At 67.4% G+C, this 17,710-nt stretch carries 19 protein-coding genes; 9 read left to right on the top strand and 10 right to left on the bottom strand.

The window, feature by feature from the left end:
* Positions 1–9: 9 nt before the first annotated feature.
* Positions 10–387: an FmdB family zinc ribbon protein gene (locus FHS28_RS09075; protein ID WP_088450536.1), complete on the bottom strand. Its 378-nt coding sequence runs from the start codon at positions 385–387 to the stop codon at positions 10–12.
* 119 nt (positions 388–506) lie between these two features.
* Complete coding sequence (locus tag FHS28_RS09080; RefSeq protein WP_088450538.1) at positions 507–1,940, bottom strand: high affinity choline transporter 1; 1,434 nt, start codon at positions 1,938–1,940, stop codon at positions 507–509.
* Here FHS28_RS09080 and FHS28_RS09085 point away from each other — a divergent pair.
* The 9 genes from FHS28_RS09085 to FHS28_RS09125 all read left to right on the top strand — a co-directional run bounded on the left by FHS28_RS09085 (position 1,921) and on the right by FHS28_RS09125 (position 8,119).
* A complete protein-coding gene (locus FHS28_RS09085) occupies positions 1,921–2,364 on the top strand; it encodes a hypothetical protein (protein WP_184294429.1) in 444 nt (147 codons plus the stop codon). The genes FHS28_RS09080 and FHS28_RS09085 overlap by 20 nt on opposite strands.
* 89 nt (positions 2,365–2,453) lie before the next feature.
* The gene (locus FHS28_RS09090; protein WP_184294431.1) at positions 2,454–2,669 is read left to right on the top strand and encodes a hypothetical protein; all 216 of its coding nucleotides are present in this window, start codon (positions 2,454–2,456) and stop codon (positions 2,667–2,669) included.
* A 119-nt stretch (positions 2,670–2,788) separates the two neighbouring features.
* Positions 2,789–3,361, top strand: a complete 573-nt coding sequence (locus FHS28_RS09095) for a hypothetical protein (protein ID WP_088450544.1) — start codon at positions 2,789–2,791, stop codon at positions 3,359–3,361.
* Entirely contained in the window at positions 3,358–3,744 is a 387-nt protein-coding gene (locus FHS28_RS09100) for a hypothetical protein (RefSeq protein ID WP_088450546.1), read from the top strand. Before FHS28_RS09095 ends, FHS28_RS09100 begins: the two co-directional genes overlap by 4 nt.
* Entirely contained in the window at positions 3,741–4,757 is a 1,017-nt protein-coding gene (sctJ, locus tag FHS28_RS09105; RefSeq protein WP_088450548.1) for a type III secretion system inner membrane ring lipoprotein SctJ, read from the top strand. The genes FHS28_RS09100 and sctJ overlap by 4 nt, the downstream gene beginning before the upstream one ends.
* A 1-nt stretch (position 4,758) precedes the next feature.
* A complete protein-coding gene (locus tag FHS28_RS09110) occupies positions 4,759–5,490 on the top strand; it encodes a hypothetical protein (protein WP_088450550.1) in 732 nt (243 codons plus the stop codon).
* A 13-nt stretch (positions 5,491–5,503) separates the two neighbouring features.
* On the top strand, positions 5,504–6,121 hold the full coding sequence (locus FHS28_RS09115; protein ID WP_088450552.1) for a GNAT family N-acetyltransferase: 618 nt from the start codon (positions 5,504–5,506) through the stop codon (positions 6,119–6,121).
* Complete coding sequence (locus FHS28_RS09120; protein ID WP_088450554.1) at positions 6,112–6,906, top strand: EscT/YscT/HrcT family type III secretion system export apparatus protein; 795 nt, start codon at positions 6,112–6,114, stop codon at positions 6,904–6,906. Before FHS28_RS09115 ends, FHS28_RS09120 begins: the two co-directional genes overlap by 10 nt.
* 13 nt (positions 6,907–6,919) lie before the next feature.
* On the top strand, positions 6,920–8,119 hold the full coding sequence (locus FHS28_RS09125; protein WP_088450556.1) for an EscU/YscU/HrcU family type III secretion system export apparatus switch protein: 1,200 nt from the start codon (positions 6,920–6,922) through the stop codon (positions 8,117–8,119).
* 82 nt (positions 8,120–8,201) lie between these two features.
* On the opposite strand, the gene FHS28_RS09130 is transcribed toward FHS28_RS09125, so the two are convergent.
* The 8 genes from FHS28_RS09130 to FHS28_RS09165 all read right to left on the bottom strand — a co-directional run bounded on the left by FHS28_RS09130 (position 8,202) and on the right by FHS28_RS09165 (position 17,665).
* Positions 8,202–8,717 carry a hypothetical protein gene (locus FHS28_RS09130; RefSeq protein ID WP_184294434.1) on the bottom strand — a complete coding sequence of 172 codons (516 nt, stop codon included), beginning with the start codon at positions 8,715–8,717 and terminating at the stop codon, positions 8,202–8,204.
* Positions 8,714–10,069: a FliI/YscN family ATPase gene (locus FHS28_RS09135; RefSeq protein ID WP_088450700.1), complete on the bottom strand. Its 1,356-nt coding sequence runs from the start codon at positions 10,067–10,069 to the stop codon at positions 8,714–8,716. The genes FHS28_RS09130 and FHS28_RS09135 overlap by 4 nt, the downstream gene beginning before the upstream one ends.
* A gap of 5 nt (positions 10,070–10,074) precedes the next feature.
* Positions 10,075–11,439 (bottom strand): hypothetical protein, encoded by a 1,365-nt coding sequence (locus tag FHS28_RS09140; protein WP_088450560.1) that lies wholly within the window; start codon positions 11,437–11,439, stop codon positions 10,075–10,077.
* Between the two features lies 1 nt (position 11,440).
* Positions 11,441–13,672 carry a type III secretion system export apparatus subunit SctV gene (gene sctV, locus FHS28_RS09145; protein ID WP_088450562.1) on the bottom strand — a complete coding sequence of 744 codons (2,232 nt, stop codon included), beginning with the start codon at positions 13,670–13,672 and terminating at the stop codon, positions 11,441–11,443.
* 62 nt (positions 13,673–13,734) lie between these two features.
* The gene (locus FHS28_RS09150; RefSeq protein WP_088450564.1) at positions 13,735–14,931 is read right to left on the bottom strand and encodes a hypothetical protein; all 1,197 of its coding nucleotides are present in this window, start codon (positions 14,929–14,931) and stop codon (positions 13,735–13,737) included.
* Between the two features lie 33 nt (positions 14,932–14,964).
* Entirely contained in the window at positions 14,965–16,746 is a 1,782-nt protein-coding gene (gene sctC / locus FHS28_RS09155; RefSeq protein WP_184294436.1) for a type III secretion system outer membrane ring subunit SctC, read from the bottom strand.
* Positions 16,746–16,961 carry a hypothetical protein gene (locus FHS28_RS09160; RefSeq protein WP_184294438.1) on the bottom strand — a complete coding sequence of 72 codons (216 nt, stop codon included), beginning with the start codon at positions 16,959–16,961 and terminating at the stop codon, positions 16,746–16,748. The genes sctC and FHS28_RS09160 overlap by 1 nt, the downstream gene beginning before the upstream one ends.
* Complete coding sequence (locus tag FHS28_RS09165) at positions 16,958–17,665, bottom strand: FliH/SctL family protein (protein ID WP_088450568.1); 708 nt, start codon at positions 17,663–17,665, stop codon at positions 16,958–16,960. Before FHS28_RS09165 ends, FHS28_RS09160 begins: the two co-directional genes overlap by 4 nt.
* Between the last annotated feature and the right edge of the window lie 45 nt (positions 17,666–17,710).

Below are 17,710 nucleotides of genomic sequence, written 5' to 3' on the forward strand. Positions count from 1 at the left end.
CCTTGTCGGTCAGTGGCAGGCGCAGCCGCCGCCACAGGAGGTGCCGGAAGATCCGGAGGAGCCCGACGACGATTCGCCGCCGCCACTGTTGCTGGCGGTGGAGGAACCGGTGTCCGCCGAAGTGGATCCGGCCGCCGCGGCACCGGCACCGGCACCGGCACCAGCACCAGCACCGGCGGCCGCGGGTGCACTGGTGCCCCCCGAGCCGCCGCGGAAGTCAGTGACATACCAGCCCGAGCCCTTGAGCTGGAAGCCGGCGGCCGTGACCTGTTTGCTGAAGGATTCCGCGCCGCAGGCCGGGCAGGTGGTCAGCGGAGCATCGGACAGCTTCTGCAGCACGTCCTTCGCGTGGCCGCAGATGCCGCAACGGTAAGCGTAGATCGGCATGGTATCGCCCTGGGTCAAAAACCCGAAATTATATAGAGGAGCGGCGGCCCGCCTTCGGGCGGGGCCGCTTGCAGTGCCCGAAGCGCCGGCCAAAGCGGTGCCGCCGTGGCGCTTTCGCCTCAGATCTTGTGGTGGGATCCGTGCGAGTTGCGGATCGCCTGCGGGCCCAGGGAGCCGATCAGCATGCCGGCGAAAGCCGCCAGGAAGCCGGCCAACTGGGCCGGGAACTGTTCGCCGGCCGGCGTCAGCAGGAACAGCAACCAGGCCACCACCCCCAAAGCGATGGCGAACAGCGCGCCCTGCGTCGTGGCCCGCTTCCAGTACAGGCCGAACACCAGCGGCACAAAGGCCCCGACCAGGGTGATCTGGTAGGCCGCCGACACCATTTCATAAATGGACGTGCCCTGCAGCGCGATCGCATACCCGCAGACGCAGACCGAGAAGATCAGCACCGCGATCCGCATGGTGCGCAATTCCTGCTTATCCGACACCCGCGGGAAGAACTGACGCCAGATATTTTCCACAAAGGTCACGGAGGGGGCCAGCAAGGTGGCTGACGCGGTGGACTTCAGCGCGGACAGCAGGGCCCCGAAGAACAGCACCTGCATCACGAACGGCATGCGCTCGATCACCAGCGTGGGAATCACCTTCTGCGGATCTTCGGCAATCAGCTGTTTGGCCTCGTCCGGCATGATGATCAGCGCGCTGACCACGATGAACATCGGCACGAAGGCGAACAGGATGTAGCAAAGGCCCCCGATCACCGGGCCGCGGGTGGCGGCACGCTCGTCCTTGGCGGACATCACCCGCTGGAAGACGTCCTGCTGGGGGATGGATCCCAGCATCATGGTGATGGCGGCGCCCACGAAAAACACCACATCATGGAAGGTGGGCTCGGGCAGGAACTTGAACATGTCCTGGCTGGTGGCCAGCGCAATGACCTTGTCGGCCCCGCCGGCCTTGTCGGCGGCGAACCACGCAATGATGGACAGTCCCACCACCAGGATGATCATCTGGATGAAGTCCGTCACCGCCACCGACCACATGCCGCCGAACAGCGTGTAGGCCAGGATGGACGCGGTGCCGATGACCATGCCCACCGGGATGGAGATGGCCCCGCCGGACAGCAGGTTGAACACCAGCCCCAGGGCGGTGACCTGCGCGGACACCCAGCCCAGGTAGGACAGGATGATGATGAAACTGCAGATCACCTCCACCACCCGGCCGTAGCGCTCGCGGTAGTAGTCGCTGATGGTCAGCAGGGTCATGCGGTAGAGCTTGGCCGCGAAGAACAGGCCCACCAGGATCAGGCAGGAGCCCGCCCCGAACGGGTCTTCCACCACCCCGTTCAGTCCGGTTTGGACAAATTTCGCGGGGATGCCCAGCACCGTTTCAGAGCCAAACCAGGTGGCGAAGGTGGTGGTGATGATCATCACCAGCGGCAGATGACGCCCGGCGATCGCGAAGTCGGCCGTGTTTTTCACCCGCTTGGCGGCCCAAAGGCCGATGGCGATGGTGACAAGCAGGTAAAGGATGACCAGGGTCAAAAGCATGGCGTCGGCCTTGGGAACTTTCGCGGGGATGCGGGGTTTGAAAAAGCGCGCGGATTATCCCTGGATCGGCGCCCCTCCCCCTTCGGGTCTGCCCGAATTCATCGAACTTGCCACGAAACCGAGGTCACTGATCGGGACCAGGGCGCGCGCTCAGGGCACTGACAAATTCATTCTTTATCGAACAGGAGTTCCCATGGCGGGATCAATTTTGGGTGGCATGGGCGGAGGCGGCGGTATGGCCGCCTTCCAGTCACAGCAGAACCAGCAGCAACTGGACATGGCCTCGGCCATGTCCAGCGCTCAAAACACGCAGACCATGGTTCAAAAGATGATGGAAGAGGCGAACCAAAAACGCACCACCGCGATGATCGAGAAGACGCAGTACTACAGCCACCTGCCGGACAAGATCAACCTCGGCCAGTGACCGGCCCTGCGTTCATTGTTCCGCTTGGTTTCCTCTTCCAAGTTTCCGTTTTTCACTCCCATTCATTTCACTGACAAGGACAGCACATCATGTCTGGAAGCACCCCTCAAGTTCACTATCACATGGAATCTCATCAGCCCCACATGCAGTGCATGGGCGGCGGCATGGGCAGCGGCTTCGGTCGCAGCATGATGGCCGGCATGATGGCCGGCATCGGCGGCGGCATGGCCAGCGGCCTGATGAGCAGCATGATGGGCTTCCCTCCCTTCGGCATGGGCTTCGGCCGCTATCCCGGCTTCTTCTGAAGCTCCTGACCCCGCCCCCATCCGTATGTGCCCCGGGGGCGGGGTTTTTTCATTCCCTTGATCTGCAGGACGTCTCACACGTCCTCTGGCGCCTTCCGCAGGCGCACCCAGGAGTTCCCATGACCACCGTTGAACGAGAACGCGGCGCCCATGACGCCGACGGCCCGACCCTGGACGGCCCGGACGCGCAGAAGCGTCTGTGCATTGCCGCCCTGATGGATCGCCATCCCGAAACCTTCAGCCGGCCCACCTCGGCCGCCACCTGGTCCGACTTCGTCGAGCAACTGTGCGTGCCGACCGAGCCGGAGTTGCTCACCCTGAACATGGCCATCGGCCGTCTGGTGCAGGTGATGCGCATTGCCCAGGAAGGCATTCCCGAGCCCGCCGACCTGGGTGCCATGCTGCAGCGTGCGGAACAGGAAGGCATGGGCGACCTGGAACCCGACACCGCCGTGCAGGCGCTGGCGGCCCCGGACGCCGCCCCGGACGACGTGCAGGTGATGGCCCGTGCGATGTCGCTCTACAAGAACTGCATGGCCAATGGCGTGGCCCAGGGCGACGAAATCTCCAATGCCATCGACGCTGGCTTCGCCCACGTGCCGGTGACCAGCCCCTTCATGCAAAGCCTGGTGGACACCGCCAAGGAAGTGACCCTCATCGATGTGCGTTACGCCCTGGGTGTGCAGTCATGAATCCGCTCGACTTCCCTTCCCGCCTGGTCCTGCCCGCGACGACCGAGATGCCGTCGCGGATGCCTTCCGGCGCGTCGTCCGGTTTGGCCGGCAATGTCTCCGGCCGCTCTACGGGCCTTGGTGGTGCCGCAGGCATCGGCGGCAGCGCCGGTCGCACCCCCTTCTCGGAAGCGCTGGCCGACGTGTCGTCCATCGCCCGGGACATGACGGCTGAACGCGTCTCCATGGCCCATCAGTTGCGGCGCATCGTCCATACCGGCGACCTGCAGCAGATGCCCAAGCTCGTCATGCGCATCCAGGACGCCAATGCACGCCAGGACGTGATGGCGACCGTCCTCACCAAGACGACTTCTGGCATTGACCAGATCGTCAAGATGCAGTGAACGCCCTGACGCCTCAGCGCCGGTCCTTGCTGCGCGGCTCCCGCTGGCTGTCCACCACGGCCCTGGTGCTGGTGCTGGCCGGCTGCAATTCATCGTCCGAGCTGTACGGCGGCCTCAGTGAGCGAGACGCCAACGACATCACGGCCGCCTTGAGCGACCACGGCATCCAGGCCAGCAAGTCCGCCCAGGGCAAGCAGATGTTTTCCGTCAGCGTGCCGACGTCTGATTTCAGCCGCTCGGTGGCGCTGCTGCATGCGGTGGGCCTGCCCAACAGCTCCTTCACCCGCATGGGCGACATCTTCAAGAAGGACGGGATGATCTCCACGCCGACCGAGGAGCGCGCCCGTTTCCTGTATGCGCTGTCGCAGGAGCTCGAAAGCACACTCTCCCAGATTGACGGCGTGGTGCTGGCCCGGGTGCATCCGGTGCTGCCGGAACGTGTTGTGCCCGGCGAACCGGTGCTGCCCAGTTCGTGCTCGGTGCTGATCAAACACATCCCGGGCTGGGATACAGCAGCCTATGAGACCCGCATCCGCAAGCTGGTGCTGGCCAGCATTCCCGGTCTGGCGGATACGCCGGAGAAAGTCGCGGTGGTGTTCGTACCCTCGGAGGCCTTGTCGCTGCGTCAGATGACCCGCGAGGCGATCGCGAGCGGCGGCCAGGGCGGCATGGCCGCGGGCGCCGCCGTCGCCGCGAGCCACGGGATCATCACCGGGGCATCGGCAGCGAACGCCGCCACCGGTGCGCCCCCCTCCACCACCTCCATGATGGCCGGCGCCAACCTGTCGAGCGCGGCGGGTCTTCGTGCCGCCAATTCGTCAGGCGCCGGACACTGGCAGGGATGGCTGATCGGCCTCGCCGCCGTGATCATCGGCGTCGGCGGCCCGTCCGCCTGGCTGTGGTGGCATCGCCGCGCCGCCCGCGCCGTGTCATCGTCCGCCACCGCCGCCGCAGGCACCGCGTCGCGCGACGATGCCGCCGCGGCCTCAAGCGCCCGCGCCGAGGGCGTGTGAGATGGACACCCTGCCCCTGGATCCCCAGGCGATGGACGCCTGGTGGACGCTCTGGCATGAGCCCTGGCGCGATGCGCATCCAGGGTGGTGGACCGTTGCAGCAGGGGCCGGCGACAGCCTGAACGAAGCGACGCAGGGGGCGCCACAGGACGACGCCGTCGCCGAATGTACACAAGGGCTGCTGTCGCTCTTCGCCAGCCCCGGCCCCGGTTGCCGACTGGGCCATCGCTGGTTCTGCCGGCAGTTCGGCATCGACGCCGCCCTGCCCCATCCCCGCCCTTTCCCCGGTGCCGCCGGCGTGACGCTGCCGGCCTTGCCGCTCGCGCCCGCCGATCTGGTCGCAGCGGCCACGGCGCTCGGCCGCGTCGGTTATGCGAGCCATTGTCTGACCTCCTCGCGTCAGGGCCTGGCGCGGCTTTTTTCACAGGAAACACAGACGGCGGGGGATGCCGACGCCTGGCGCGATGCACTGAGGCAGGCACGCGCTCGACCGCTCACAGTGGCGGACACCCATGCGCCGCCCCCCGCGGGGGGCGCCTTGGACCTGCAGCGCTGGGCACTGCCGTTGATGGCCCGTCTGATTGAAGACGCCGTCCCCGGCGCCTGGGCCCGTCTGCGCCTGCGCGTGGACCCCCAGTGTTTCACCCTGGCCCCGCTTGCCCCGACAGCGTACTCGCCGGCCCTTCAGCGCCAGGCCTGGCGCATCTGGCGGGCGGCCGCGACGACCCCTTAGTCCTGAGAGTTTCATGATGTCGGCCCTGCCCCCTTTCACCTGGCGACGCGCCCACCCCGAAGACGTCCCTGCCCTCACCCGCATCTACAACGAATCCGTCGATGGCGGCGGCCACAGCCCGGCCCTGTGCGATGCGTCGGAGCAGGGCCTGGCTCACCTGATGAAGGAAAGCCGCACCAACGGCTGGCCCCTCTGGGTGCTGGCCCATGGCAACGAGTTGGTCGGGTGGGCGTATGTCCGCCGCATCGCCTGGGGCGGCGCGGCCTGTGGCAACGTGGGTGACATCTGGCTGTATGTGGCGAAGGCGTGGCACCGCAAGGGCATCCCGATGCAGATGCTGCGCCGGGTGCATCCCGAACTGCTGCCGCATGGTTTTGACATCGTCACCTGCTGGGTCCTGGGAAGCAATCGCGCGAGTTTGGCCCTGGTGCGGGCCTGCCGTCTGCAGCGCTGGGCCTGCCTGCCGCAGGTGGTGCGCTACGGGGACCGTGTCAATGACCTGGAGATCTGGGGCGTGCGCGCCGATGACCCGCAATGGCAGCGCTACATGCGACGTCTGGACCAGCGTTACCGCCGGCTGGAAGCCAAGGCAGCGCTTGAGGCCGCGCAGGCGGAGCCGTCATGTCTCTGATGCAGTCGGACGTGCTGGTGTTCATCCAGGCGATGCTGCTGTCCATGGCCCGGACCCTGGGCATGCTGATGCTGACACCGTTCCTGTCCCACACCAACAGCAGCGTGATGATTCGTGGTGCCCTGGCGCTTGGCCTCAGCCTGCCGGTGGCCGCCGGGCTGTGGGCGCCACTGGTGACCGCCTCGCCCACCCCTGAACTCTATCTGGTGCTGCTGGTCAAGGAAGTGCTGCTGGGCTGCCTGCTGGGTGCCCTCACGGCCGTGCCGTTCTGGGTCATCCGGGGCATGGGCACGCTGATCGACAACCAGCGGGGCGCCAATGCAGCCCAGCAGGTCAACCCGTCCCTGCAGGCGGACGCCACGCTGATTGGTGAGCTTGCGGAGCGAGGCTTTGTGGCCCTGCTGGTGCAATGGGGCCTGTTGCAGACGGTCTTTACCGTGCTGACCGACAGCCACGACCATTGGCAGGTGCTGAACATGCTGCCGGACCTCTCCGCGCGACAGCACGGGATTTTCTCGGCGCTGGCCGGCATGGTGGGCCAGGCGCTGGTCGCTGCCGGGCCGGTGCTGATGCTGCTGCTGGTGGTGGAACTCGGCCTGGCGCTGATCAGTACGGCGGTGCAGGGCTTTGATGTGTATTCGTCTGCAATGGCGGTGAAGACCCTGCTGGCGCTCGTCATGCTGGTGCTGGTACTCGCGCCGGTGATGGACACCCACGCCAAGGAAGCGCTGCGATGGTGGCAGGAAGGCATCGCGGAAACGCTGGGCCTGGGCGCCTCCCGCTGAGCCCGGGACCGACATGGGAGAAAAGACCCTACCCCCGACCCCGCAGCGCCTGCAGCAGGCGCGTGAGGATGGCCAGCTCGGCGTCAGCGAGGAGGCCACCCGCATCATCAAGCTGCTGGTGGTATCTGAAATCGTCTTCGCGACCGAGCCCCACTGGCGCCGCCTGCTGTCCGAAATCCTGGATGCCGCCATCCAGGCCGCATCGGCCCACCACGCCGTCCATCTGACGCTGAGCCTGAAGTCGCTGTTCCCGGCGGTGATCGGGCTTTTCGTGCTCGCGCTGATGCCGATGCTGCTGGCGACCCTCACCACCCTGGCCCAGACCAAGTTCAACGTGGCACCCAAGGCGCTGGAAAAAGGCTTCGAGAAGCTCAACATTGGCAACAACCTGCAGCAGTTGGTGTCACCCCAGAAGTTGTTGATTCCGCTGCTGGGCCCGATCAAGGGCGGGGCACTGATCTGGGTGATCTACCTGGAAATCGAGCAGCAGTTTCCGCAGATCGGCCTGGCCTATCGGGCGAGTCCCGCGCAGGGCTGGGCCATGACGATGGAACTGATGCACGCGCTGGTGATGCGCTGTGTGGTGGTGCTGATCATCCTGATGATTGCGGACATCCTGCTGCAGCGGTATCTGGTGTGGCGGCAGCTGCGCATGGACCACAGTGAAATGAAGCAGGACTACAAGCAGGCGGAAGGCGACCCGATGCTCAAGGGCATGCGCAAGCAGACCGCGAAGGAGATTGTCCTGGCGGACGGCCCGCCGGCCAAGGAGCAGCAGCGGCCCAGCGCCCTGGTGGTGAACCCGGCGCACATTGCCGTGGCCCTGTTGTATGAGCCTGAGCACATGCTGATGCCGGTGATGATGGCCGCCGCCACCGACGACGAGGCGCGGGCCTGGCGCCGTCGGGCGCGGGTGGAGGGCATTCCGATGGTCAAGTATGTGGCGCTGGCGAGGCACCTGCTGGCGAGCGGCAAGCCCGGCGAACCGATTCCGGACCACACCTGCCGCGGGGCGGCGCTGTTGTTCAAGGTCATTGAAGAATACGAGCGGCTCGCGCCGGAGCTGCTGTGCCCGCCGCTGGACCTGGGAGATGTGCTGGCTGCCGACGACGGGGACGATCTGCACATTCCGGACGACAGCGAAGCCCTGCCGTTTGCCCCGCTGGCGGAGGTGGACGATGAGCTGGGTGATGCCATGTTTGAACAGGCGTAAGACGGCTCCCTGAGCACGGGGCGCCCGGCACCACGGCTCCGTCCGGTGACGGCGTGCCCCACCCGCCGGGTGACCATGTGCCTCAACCAGCCTCTTCGACCATCTGCTCAATCAGCATGTCGAATTTCTCGTGTCGGCGGGTACGCTGCCGATGCTCCTGCTGCGCGCGCAGCAGCGCGCCGTTGGCCGCCTCCAGTCCGCGCTCCCGCGCTTTGACGGCCTCCCGGCACGGCGGAATGCTGTCGATCAGGCGCTGGTCATCCTCCCGCCAACGTCGCAGCGCCTGGGCGCCATCCGTAGACGTCTGACAGGCCTCACGCAGACGAATCCGCTCCACCTCCACGAACTTGACCTGCGCGGCCAATGCCTCATGCGCCTCCTGGAGGGCCAGCTCAGCCTGCGCGCGGGCATGCCGCGCACGGGCGAGCGCCGCTTCGGCCAGCTGGGCTCGCCGGTCGGCCAGGGACTCCAGTGATCGCAGCGGCCCCAGCCGCGCGTCGGGCGGCGGATCGGGGGCGATTTCATGCGGCCAGCGCGCCGGGCGGTCCCCCAGGGCGCCTTCGCCCGAGTGCCCATCCCCGCCAGCCATCGCCCTCATGCCGCCCCGCGCGCCAGCGCCATCATCCGCGCGATGCTGTCCGGCATCGCTGCCGGGGTGCGTGTGTCCTGGCGCAGGAAGTCAATCACCTTGGGATAGTCGGCCACGATGCGATCGGTCTCCGGATCCTGGCCGCTGCGGTATTCACCCAGCTTGACCATCAGTTCCATGTCCCGATAGCCGGAGAGCACCTGGCGCAACCGCGCGGCCGCCTGACTGTGTTCCCGCGGCACGATGTTGGACATCACCCGGCTGAGGCTGGCCAGCACATCCACCGCGGGATACTGGCCCTGCTCCGCCAGCTTGCGAGAGAGCACGATGTGGCCGTCGAGCAGCGAGACTGCTTCTTCCGAAATCGGGTCGGAGCGCAACTCACCTTCCAGCAGCACCGTATAAAGCGCGGTGATGCTTCCGCCGGCGGCATTGCCGGCGCGCTCAATCAGGCGCGGCAGCAATGCATACACCGAGGGCGGAAAGCCCGCACGGGCCGGTGCTTCACCGGCTGCCAGACCAATCTCCCGCTGGGCTCGCGCCAGCCGGGTGAGCGAGTCGATCATCAGCAGCACATTCAGACCCTGGTCCCGCAAGGCCTCCGCGATGGCGGTGGCCGTGAACGCCGCCCGGACCCGTTCGATGGAAGTTCGGTCGGACGTCGCGCAGACCATGACGGTCCGCGCCATCAGGTCAGGAGGAAACTCATGTTCGGTGAACTCGCGGACTTCCCGTCCGCGTTCGCCGATCAGACCCACCACAATGACATCCGCCGGACTGCCGCGGCCCACCGCGGCCATCAGCGTCGTCTTGCCACAGCCCGGACCGGCGAACAGGCCGACCCGCTGGCCTTGGCCGAGCGTCATGAGGGCGTCCACGCTGCGCACTCCGGTGGGGAAACAGTCCTTGATGCGCCAGCGCTCGACCGGCGGCGGAGCGTCCGCAACGACCGGTCGCATGACGACGCCCGGCTGGCCCGGCAGCAATGGGGGTTTGCCATCGAGCGGCAGGCCGAAGCCATCCAGGATGCGGCCCTGCAGTGCCGGGCTGACGGCCACCTGATGGGTCGTCCCGAGCGGACGGACGAAACATCCGGCGGAGATGCCTTCCAAGGGCATCAGCGACGACAGCAGCACCTGGGTGCCCTGGAAACCCACCACCTCGCAGCGCCAGACACGCGCAGGCCGTGCGGGGTCGAAGACCTCGCACAGCTCGCCCACGCTGGTGCCGGGCATGCGCGCTTCAATGAGCATGCCGGTGACACGGTGGACCTTGCCCAGCAGGGTGGTCATGCGCACCTTGGCCATGGCCGAGCGCAGGACGTTGGCCTGGGATTCCACAAGGGTTGGTTCAAGCACCATGGCGATCACCAGGGCAGCAGCACGCGCTGCGGTCCTTCAAAAACAAGGATGCCAGGCTTGATGTCCATCAGGCGCCAGCGGCCGACGGCGTCGCCCGGCAGCAGCGTCTGTCCTGTGGACAGGATCACGCGACTGCGGGCGCCGAGCACCACCTCGCGGACTTCAAACGGCAGAACGATGTCGGTGTCCGCGCGGACGATGGTGACACCACCGGTGACGCGCACCCGTCCGGGGCGCTCCGGTGGCACGCTGAGCGTGTCAGGGGCCGGCGCCGTGGCGGCGCGGGCGCCCACCGCCTGGGCGGGGCCCGGCGCGCGGGCACTTCGGTCGCCTGGCAGGCCGGGGACGAGGTCTGCTGGGCTGCCTGCCTCGGGGCTGGCCGTCGGGGCGTTCAGATCTGCGCTGCTTGGCGAGGCGAACGGTGCGGCGATCGCGGCAGCGCTTGGGGGAGCAGTCGCGGCGGCGGTCGGGGCGTCCATGGTGGCGGTGATCGACGCCCCCACGCTGTCAGTCAACTCGGTCGCAGCCAGAGTTACGTTGCCCGGGGACGATGCATCGGACGACGGTTCAAGCCGCCCTTTCCCGATGCCCAATTGCACCGCCATCGCGGCCAGGCCGCTCAGCGTCAGCAGCGCGCCGACGCCCATGACGCCCCAGGTCTTCCACCGCTGACGTCTGGCGATTGTGCGTGAGTCGAGGGTCGGCGACTTGGGCGCCCGCCGTTCCGAGGGGTCCACGCGCCAGGGGGAGTCGTCCTCATCGGCGTCTTTCATCCAGTCGCCGAAGTCCACCGCGCCATCGCGCGTATCACTGGCGGCGCGGGCACGGGGGTCCGGTCGTGGGATCACGGCATCCCCGGACTCTCCGTGTCTCGTCGCCGCGTCCGGCTCTCCAAGCGGGAAATCACCGTCCGGCGACGAGGCCGGCGCAGCGTCGTTGTCGGCTGGCCATCGATCTCCTTCGACGGCCTCCTGAGGCGTCAGTGCATGACCGGCGAGCTCCGACGTCGGCGCCCAGGGCGCCTCGGACGCCTGCACTTCCAGCCACAGACCGTCGATGCCGAAGGCTTCGCCCGGCCGCAGCGACACCGGGTCGGTCAAGGCGATGCCATCCGCCATCATGAGGCCGTCATGCATCGGCGTCAGAATGAACTCACCACCCTCGCCGGGCGTGATCTCCAGCAGATGCGGCGGAGCCCGATCGTCCAGCAGCAGCAGGTCGCAGTCGTCCGCACGACCCACCAGCAACGACTGGTCAAACGGCAAGGCCGCGCCGGCCTGCAGGCCGGTCAGGACGCGCAGTTCCAGGGCCAGGTCCGAGGGGGGATCGTGGTCCAGCACCGCGACCTCCGAATCATCAAGGGTTTCCATGTCAGTACTGATCTGAATAGCCGGAGTAACCGTTGGGTGCGGACACGACGCTCAGCACATTCACCCGGTAATCCGGCGGGAGCTCGGACATGCCGATGACCGACATCTCCGGAATACGTTCCGCCAGCAGCTTGCGCACATGGGCGCGGATGTCCTGGGCACAGACCACCACCGTCGGATGGCGGTCGTTCACCGTGGCCAGGTAGGCCCGCGACAGTTCGTCGCAGATGTTGTCGGTGGTTTGGGCGTCCAGCGCCAGGAAGTCGCCATAAGCGGTCTGGCGGATGGACGAGCGAACGGTCGATTCCAGTTCGCTGTCCAGCACCAGCGCCCGCAGTTCGCGCTGTACCGACTGGCTTTCGCAGATTTCCCGCTGCAGGGCCGCGCGGATGCATTCGGTCAGCACCGCGGCGTCCCGTTCGCGGGGGCCCCAGTCGATCAGCGCGTTCAGGATGACCGGCAGGTTGCGGATGGACACCCGCTCACTCAGCAGTCGGCGGAACACTTCCGCCATGCGGCTGAGCGGCAGCGCCCGCTCCAGTTCCTTGGCCACCTCAGGCATGCGCTGCGCCGTCCAGGTGACGATGCGCTGGCATTCCTCGATGCCGAAGTAGGCGGGGCCGTTGCGCAGCATCACCTCTTCGGTCAGGGATGTCAGCCGCTGCCAGCAGTCCTGGACGTCGGTCGGCGCTGGCGAGAGCTCGGCGATCTGCTCCGCCGTCATCCACAACCGCACCGCGCCGGCCATGCCGCCCCGCAGTTCGACCTGCTCGGGCGGGAGATTGAATCCGGTGCCGTCGTCCGGCAACCAGGAGAAGGTCTTCCGCTCCTCCTGGAGGCGAAGGCCGAAGGAGCGCACCTCGCCGTGGCAGAACTCGATGTCCACATCGTCCAGCGCCACCGATTCATCGGCATGCACCGCCGGCATCATCAGGCCGAGCTTGAGCAGCAGGTCGTTGCGGGTGGTGCGGCACTGGTTCACCACCTTGCGGGCCACTTCGGGATCGATGCGGTTGCTCACCCGGATCACGAATGCACGAATGATCTCGAACTCGCCCTCGGGCTTCACTTCGCTCGCCTTCTTCGCTTCCTCTTCTTCGTTCTTCTTCATGGACTTGTACATCGCCACCAGGCCCACGCTGGCGGAGACCGCCGAGAGGCCGACGAAGGCCAGCAGGGGCATGCCGGGCAGCAGGCCAAATGCCATCATGGCGGCGCTGGCCGTCACCCAGGCCTTGGGCTGTGCCAGCAGCTGATCGGTGAGCTGCTTGCCGATGTTTCCGCCCGCGCCCCCCGGTTTGGACACGCGGGTGACCAGCAGGCCAGCGGTCATCGACATCAGCAGCGCAGGAATCTGGGCGACCAGGCCGTCCCCCACGGTGAGGATGGCATACACCTGCAGCGCCTGGCCCGCGTCCATACCCCGCTGCAGCACGCCGATGGCCAGCCCGCCCAGGAGGTTCACCAGCACGATGACGATGCCGACAATGGCATCGCCCTTGGCGAACTTCATGGTGCCGTCCATCGCGCCGAAGAACTGGCTTTCTTCCGTCAGCTGGTCGCGCTGGGCCTTGGCATCGCTTTGAGAGATGCCGCCCGACTTGCGTTCCATGTCGATCGCCATCTGGCGGCCGGGCATGGCGTCCAGCGAGAAACGGGCGCCCACTTCGGCCACCCGTTCCGAACCCTTGGTGATGACGATGAACTGCACCACCGTGAGCACCAGGAAGATGACCAGGCCGACGATGAGGTTGCCGCCCACCACGATCTCGCCGAAGGCGGCAATGATGTGCCCGGCCTCCGCATTGAGCAAAATCTGCCGGGTGCTGGCCACACTGAGGGCCACGCGGAACAGGGTGGTGACCAGAAAGAGGGAGGGGAATGCGCTGAGACCGGTGGTGTGCTTGATCTGCATCACCAGCACGATCAGGAAGGACGAGGTGCAGAGGTTGACGGCAATCAAGAGGTCCAGCAGCCAGGTGGGCACTGGCAGCAGCATGGCGAACACCACCGCCACCACCAGCGCGGTGACGACGATTTCCGCGCGTTCACCGCTGGGGGCCAGACGCCCCGCGAGCGCCCGGGACGCCGCCGCGGCACCGCTCAGGCGGCCCGCACTGGTGCCCGCACTGGGGACCGCGCCAGCGCTGGCGCGGGCGCCGGAGCCGGCCGCAGCACCGCCTGACGGGCTGGTGCTGGCATTGGAAGCAGCGAAGGGTCCTGGAGTGTCCATGGCCCGTCAGTGAGACCCCGGAGTCGAAGGTTCTGCGCTGTTTCGGCCGGATACCGATTCGATCACACGGCCGACGCCGAGATGCCCAGAACATCACGGTTGAGCTGGCCGGTGGGGCCGAGGACGCCCTGGCGGCGGAAGTGCAGGCCCTGCGCGTCCCTCAGCCAGGACTGCACCGCGGTCTTGGCCTCAATGTGGATCCAGACACTTTCCGGATACTGGCTCACCTGCTTGAGCATCGACTGGTCGAACTGGACGCTTTGCTGCGGGCCCACCTGCTTGAGCAGGTCGCTGCGCATTTTCTCCAGTTTGGGTTTGGGCGCCGCGGTGCGGCACAGGTCCATCAGCTGCCTCAGCACCTTGGGCTGCTCGGTCTCGGCCAGCCCGATGTCCTTGCCCAGTTGGGTGGCATGGTCGTCCATCGTACGGATCACCGACAGCATGTGGGACAGCGCCACGCTCAAACCCACGAATGTCGCCGGCGAATCGAAATGTCCCTCCTGCGGGAGACGGTTCAGCTGCCTGGACAGGGTCTTCAGTCCCTCGGGCGAGCCCACCGCCTCCAGCAGCACGCGGGTGCTCATCGGCGAGGCCAGCAACTGGATGAGGGAGGAGTTCGGCGTGGCCACCGCCGCTTCGTGTTCGCTCCGGGTCGCGTCATAGACCTTGATCAGGTGGCGGATCTGGTCGGCGTCCTGCTGCTCCAGCTGGCGCAGGGCCTGCACGGTGGCGACGGCCTCCGGCTCCTGCCGGGTCTTCTCGATGAGGTCTTCCGCCAGGCGCATCACCGCCAGGCGCGCTTCCGGACGGTGCGGCGCCAGCTTGAGACGCTCCAGGGCGCCGTGGGGATCGGTCTCGAAGTCGCGCGCGAAGATCCGAGCCTGGGTGCGCAGCAGTTGATAGCCGTACTGGCCCTCCATCATGCGCATGACGGCCACCACCTTCTCCACGGGCAGCGTACGGCTGACGAGTTCAGCATCCCGCACATGTTCGTCGTGCAGCGTCTCATGCAGCTCCGCCTCTTCCCGCTCGCTGGCCTGGAAGGTGATTTCCTCAAAGGCCTCGACGCCCAGGCCGGCCGACGGCGGGCGCATCTGCAGCGGCTGCGCCAGCGACGCGGCCGCCGCGGCCCGCCGCTGCTGGGCCTGACGTGCCATCTCGGCCGCCTTGGCCCGGCTGACGTCCGCATCGGGCAGACGCGGAGCCTCGTGGGACAGCGGCATGCCGAGGCCGGCGGGAAGGGTGGGACTGAGGGCCATGACAACTCCTGAAGAAAGATCGCAACGGGTCGTTCAGGGCAGCACGCGGGCCGAGACGATGAACAGGCGTTCCCGTTCGTTGCTGACGACGCTGTCACCGCGGAACAGCCAGCCGAGCAGCGGCACGCTGTCCAGACCGGGTACGCGGCTGTGGCTGGTTTCGCTGTTGTGGCGGCGGTAGCCCCCCACCACCAGGGACTCCCCGGGGCGCACCACGGCCTGGGTACTGACGGAACTGTTGCCAACACGCGGGTCTGACGACTGCCCCCCGTTGCCCAGGGCTCCGTCGTCGATGTCGAGCGTGACGCGGATGTTGGCGTCCCGGCCCTCACCCAGCACGCTGGGGGTGACCTTCAGCATCGTGCCGGCGGTGACGCTGCGAAGGTCGGTGGTCCGCTCGCCGACCAGCCGCACATAGACCGACTGGCTCATATCCAGCACCGCCGACTGGTTGTCCTGCGTGAGGATGGACGGACGCGACATGACCTGCGCCTGGCCGTGGGATTCAAGCGCCCGCAGACGCAGACTGAGACGGTCGGTGGCCCACAGCACCATCGACGAACCGGTGCCGGTCGCTCCGGAAGCGCCGTCGCTGCCGATGGTGCCGGCCGCATTGATCGCCACCCGGGCGGCGCCGGAGCCCACGGCCAGGTCGGCCGCCCATTCGCGCAGGGCATTCGCATTCACATCAAGAATGGTGACGTTGATTTCCACCTGACGGGTGGGTACATCCAGGTCGGCGATGACGGCGCTGTACTCCTCCTTGCGGGAAGGCAGGTCCCAGACCAGCACCGCATTGAGCGCCGGATAGGCGCCAATCGTCGGCAGCGCCGCGCGCTCCAGGCGGCGGCGTTCTTCGTCCAGCGCGTCCGACTGCGAAGGGCGCTTGCCGCTGGTGCCGGGTACCAGGGCCTCCGGCAGCGGTGTCGACAGGAAGGAGCGGGTGGCAGCGGCGGAGGCATCGCCGCCGAGGTTGAAGGGAGAAGGCAGGCCGCCCAGGGTCGCGGGCAACGCGGGTCCGCTGCCGAGCAGCCCGGCCCCGGCGCCGCCCGGTGTCCCGGGCAGCGATGCGCCTGCGGACCCCAGGCCCAGCTTGCCGCTGAGGGCATCGGTCCGCGAAGGCGGTGTCATCAGTTCCTTCAGCACCGAAGCCAGCCCGGGCTGACGGGTGGTGACGCCGCGGATCTGCGACTCACGGTCCTGCGCGACAGCATGCTTCAGACGGAACACCATCAGCTTGGGACGTTCGGCCTCGGCAGCATCCGCTTTGGGAGGTGTCAGGAACGCACGCACCGATTGCACATAGCTGGGGGGACCTTCCACCAGCACGGTCGGCGGGTCAGTATCCAGTTCCCCCCAGCCGAAGCGGCTCTCGAACAACCCCAGGCCGATCAGCGCCTGGCGCGCCGCCGCGGCTGACTGGCCGCTCAGCTCCACCCGTGCGTGGGTGGCTGCGGATTGCGGCGACACAAACAGCGTGCCGCGATGCACATACCAGTCGAGTGACTGACTCTGCCCCAGCTGGTCGAGGAAGGCCGCCGGCGGGCCGCCCCGTGAGGGCAGCGCCAGCATGCGCCGCTGTCCGAGTTTGGGACTGGACAGCTTGAGCTCCACACCCATCGTGGCGCAGAACTGCTGCAGCACCGTCTCCAGCGTGGCGTTGTCGTCCGCGCGATTGCTGTAGAGGATGTCTTTCCAGCCGGCGGGCGTGACCGCCTGGACCGGTGCACCGATCAAGCTCAGGCCGGCCGCGACCGACAGCAGGGCGGCGCGCCAGCCGGCGCGGCAAAGCGGGGAAGGACGAGGGCGGTTCATCACAACTTGCTCGTGACTTTTTTGAGCAGACCGTGCCGCAGCTGCATCCCGATCGTCGCGGCCATGTTGGTGCGTTGCAGCGCCAGCTTGGCATCGAGGAAGGTACGCGCGCCGTCCGCATTCATCGTGTCCACCGAATCCATCTGTTTTTCGAGCGCCTGCGTGCGGGAATGCAGTTGCAGGGCCAACGCGGACATGGGGTCTTGATAGCTCATGGGAGGACCTTCGAAAGAGGGGTCGGCGCTGGGCCGGGGTGGGGATCCCGGTCAGCACCGGAATCGGCTTCGGAACCGTGTGACGGATCGCTCCTGGAAGCCGCATTCAGCGCGGCCTTGAGCGCTTCCAGATTGGCGTGGAAGTCCGCGCGCACCGTGCCCGCCGAATGCGACAGCACACAGACGCCGCGCGGCAGCGACGCATCGGCTGCGACCGTCCAGGGGATGTCCGGCCGGAGCGGCGCGATGAGGGGGAGGTCGTCCGGATGCAGGTGCACCGTGGCTTCGTCCTTGAGGCCCAGCGTGGACCACTCCGCCAGCACCAGCTGCACGCTGGACTGGGCCGGCCACGCTTCCGGCAGTTCCACCATCAGCCGTTGCAGGGCATCCCGCGCCACGCGGGCCACCAGCGTGGCGGCGGTCTCCCGCACATGGCGGCGCTCGTCCTGCAGTTGCTGGGACAACCGGGCCATGCGCGACAGCACGCCGGACTCACAGGCGGCCCGCTGCCGCGCCAGCCGCTGCTGCTGACGCCGACGGCTGGCCCGCAGATGGGCCGCGCAGCGCGCGCGCACCGCCGCCACCAGCGCCGAGGCCTCGGTGACCGTCTCCAGATCGGCCGCGGACAGGACGCCGTCCGCATCCGCCAGCAGGTGCGGCGTTGCGGCCAGGGAGAGTCGGCGGGTGACGGGCATCAGCTTCATGGTGCTTGGTAGTTGTCAGCGGCGCCCCAGTGGTTCTGCCGCTCC

The organism is Roseateles terrae (genome assembly GCF_014192155.1).
GTDB lineage: Bacteria > Pseudomonadota > Gammaproteobacteria > Burkholderiales > Burkholderiaceae_C > Roseateles > Roseateles terrae.

What these genes read in the sequence shown, in the direction of transcription:
- FHS28_RS09075 (WP_088450536.1), bottom strand. Translation starts at nt 387, where the DNA reads ATGCCGATCTACGCTTACCGTTGCGGCATCTGCGGCCACGCGAAGGAC.
- FHS28_RS09085 (WP_184294429.1), top strand. Translation starts at nt 1,921, where the DNA reads ATGACCAGGGTCAAAAGCATGGCGTCGGCCTTGGGAACTTTCGCGGGG.
- FHS28_RS09080 (WP_088450538.1), bottom strand. Translation starts at nt 1,940, where the DNA reads ATGCTTTTGACCCTGGTCATCCTTTACCTGCTTGTCACCATCGCCATC.
- FHS28_RS09090 (WP_184294431.1), top strand. Translation starts at nt 2,454, where the DNA reads ATGTCTGGAAGCACCCCTCAAGTTCACTATCACATGGAATCTCATCAG.
- FHS28_RS09095 (WP_088450544.1), top strand. Translation starts at nt 2,789, where the DNA reads ATGACCACCGTTGAACGAGAACGCGGCGCCCATGACGCCGACGGCCCG.
- FHS28_RS09100 (WP_088450546.1), top strand. Translation starts at nt 3,358, where the DNA reads ATGAATCCGCTCGACTTCCCTTCCCGCCTGGTCCTGCCCGCGACGACC.
- FHS28_RS09110 (WP_088450550.1), top strand. Translation starts at nt 4,759, where the DNA reads ATGGACACCCTGCCCCTGGATCCCCAGGCGATGGACGCCTGGTGGACG.
- FHS28_RS09115 (WP_088450552.1), top strand. Translation starts at nt 5,504, where the DNA reads ATGATGTCGGCCCTGCCCCCTTTCACCTGGCGACGCGCCCACCCCGAA.
- FHS28_RS09120 (WP_088450554.1), top strand. Translation starts at nt 6,112, where the DNA reads ATGTCTCTGATGCAGTCGGACGTGCTGGTGTTCATCCAGGCGATGCTG.
- FHS28_RS09125 (WP_088450556.1), top strand. Translation starts at nt 6,920, where the DNA reads ATGGGAGAAAAGACCCTACCCCCGACCCCGCAGCGCCTGCAGCAGGCG.
- FHS28_RS09130 (WP_184294434.1), bottom strand. Translation starts at nt 8,717, where the DNA reads ATGAGGGCGATGGCTGGCGGGGATGGGCACTCGGGCGAAGGCGCCCTG.
- FHS28_RS09135 (WP_088450700.1), bottom strand. Translation starts at nt 10,069, where the DNA reads ATGGTGCTTGAACCAACCCTTGTGGAATCCCAGGCCAACGTCCTGCGC.
- FHS28_RS09140 (WP_088450560.1), bottom strand. Translation starts at nt 11,439, where the DNA reads ATGGAAACCCTTGATGATTCGGAGGTCGCGGTGCTGGACCACGATCCC.
- sctV (WP_088450562.1), bottom strand. Translation starts at nt 13,672, where the DNA reads ATGGACACTCCAGGACCCTTCGCTGCTTCCAATGCCAGCACCAGCCCG.
- FHS28_RS09150 (WP_088450564.1), bottom strand. Translation starts at nt 14,931, where the DNA reads ATGGCCCTCAGTCCCACCCTTCCCGCCGGCCTCGGCATGCCGCTGTCC.
- sctC (WP_184294436.1), bottom strand. Translation starts at nt 16,746, where the DNA reads ATGAACCGCCCTCGTCCTTCCCCGCTTTGCCGCGCCGGCTGGCGCGCC.
- FHS28_RS09160 (WP_184294438.1), bottom strand. Translation starts at nt 16,961, where the DNA reads ATGAGCTATCAAGACCCCATGTCCGCGTTGGCCCTGCAACTGCATTCC.
- FHS28_RS09165 (WP_088450568.1), bottom strand. Translation starts at nt 17,665, where the DNA reads ATGAAGCTGATGCCCGTCACCCGCCGACTCTCCCTGGCCGCAACGCCG.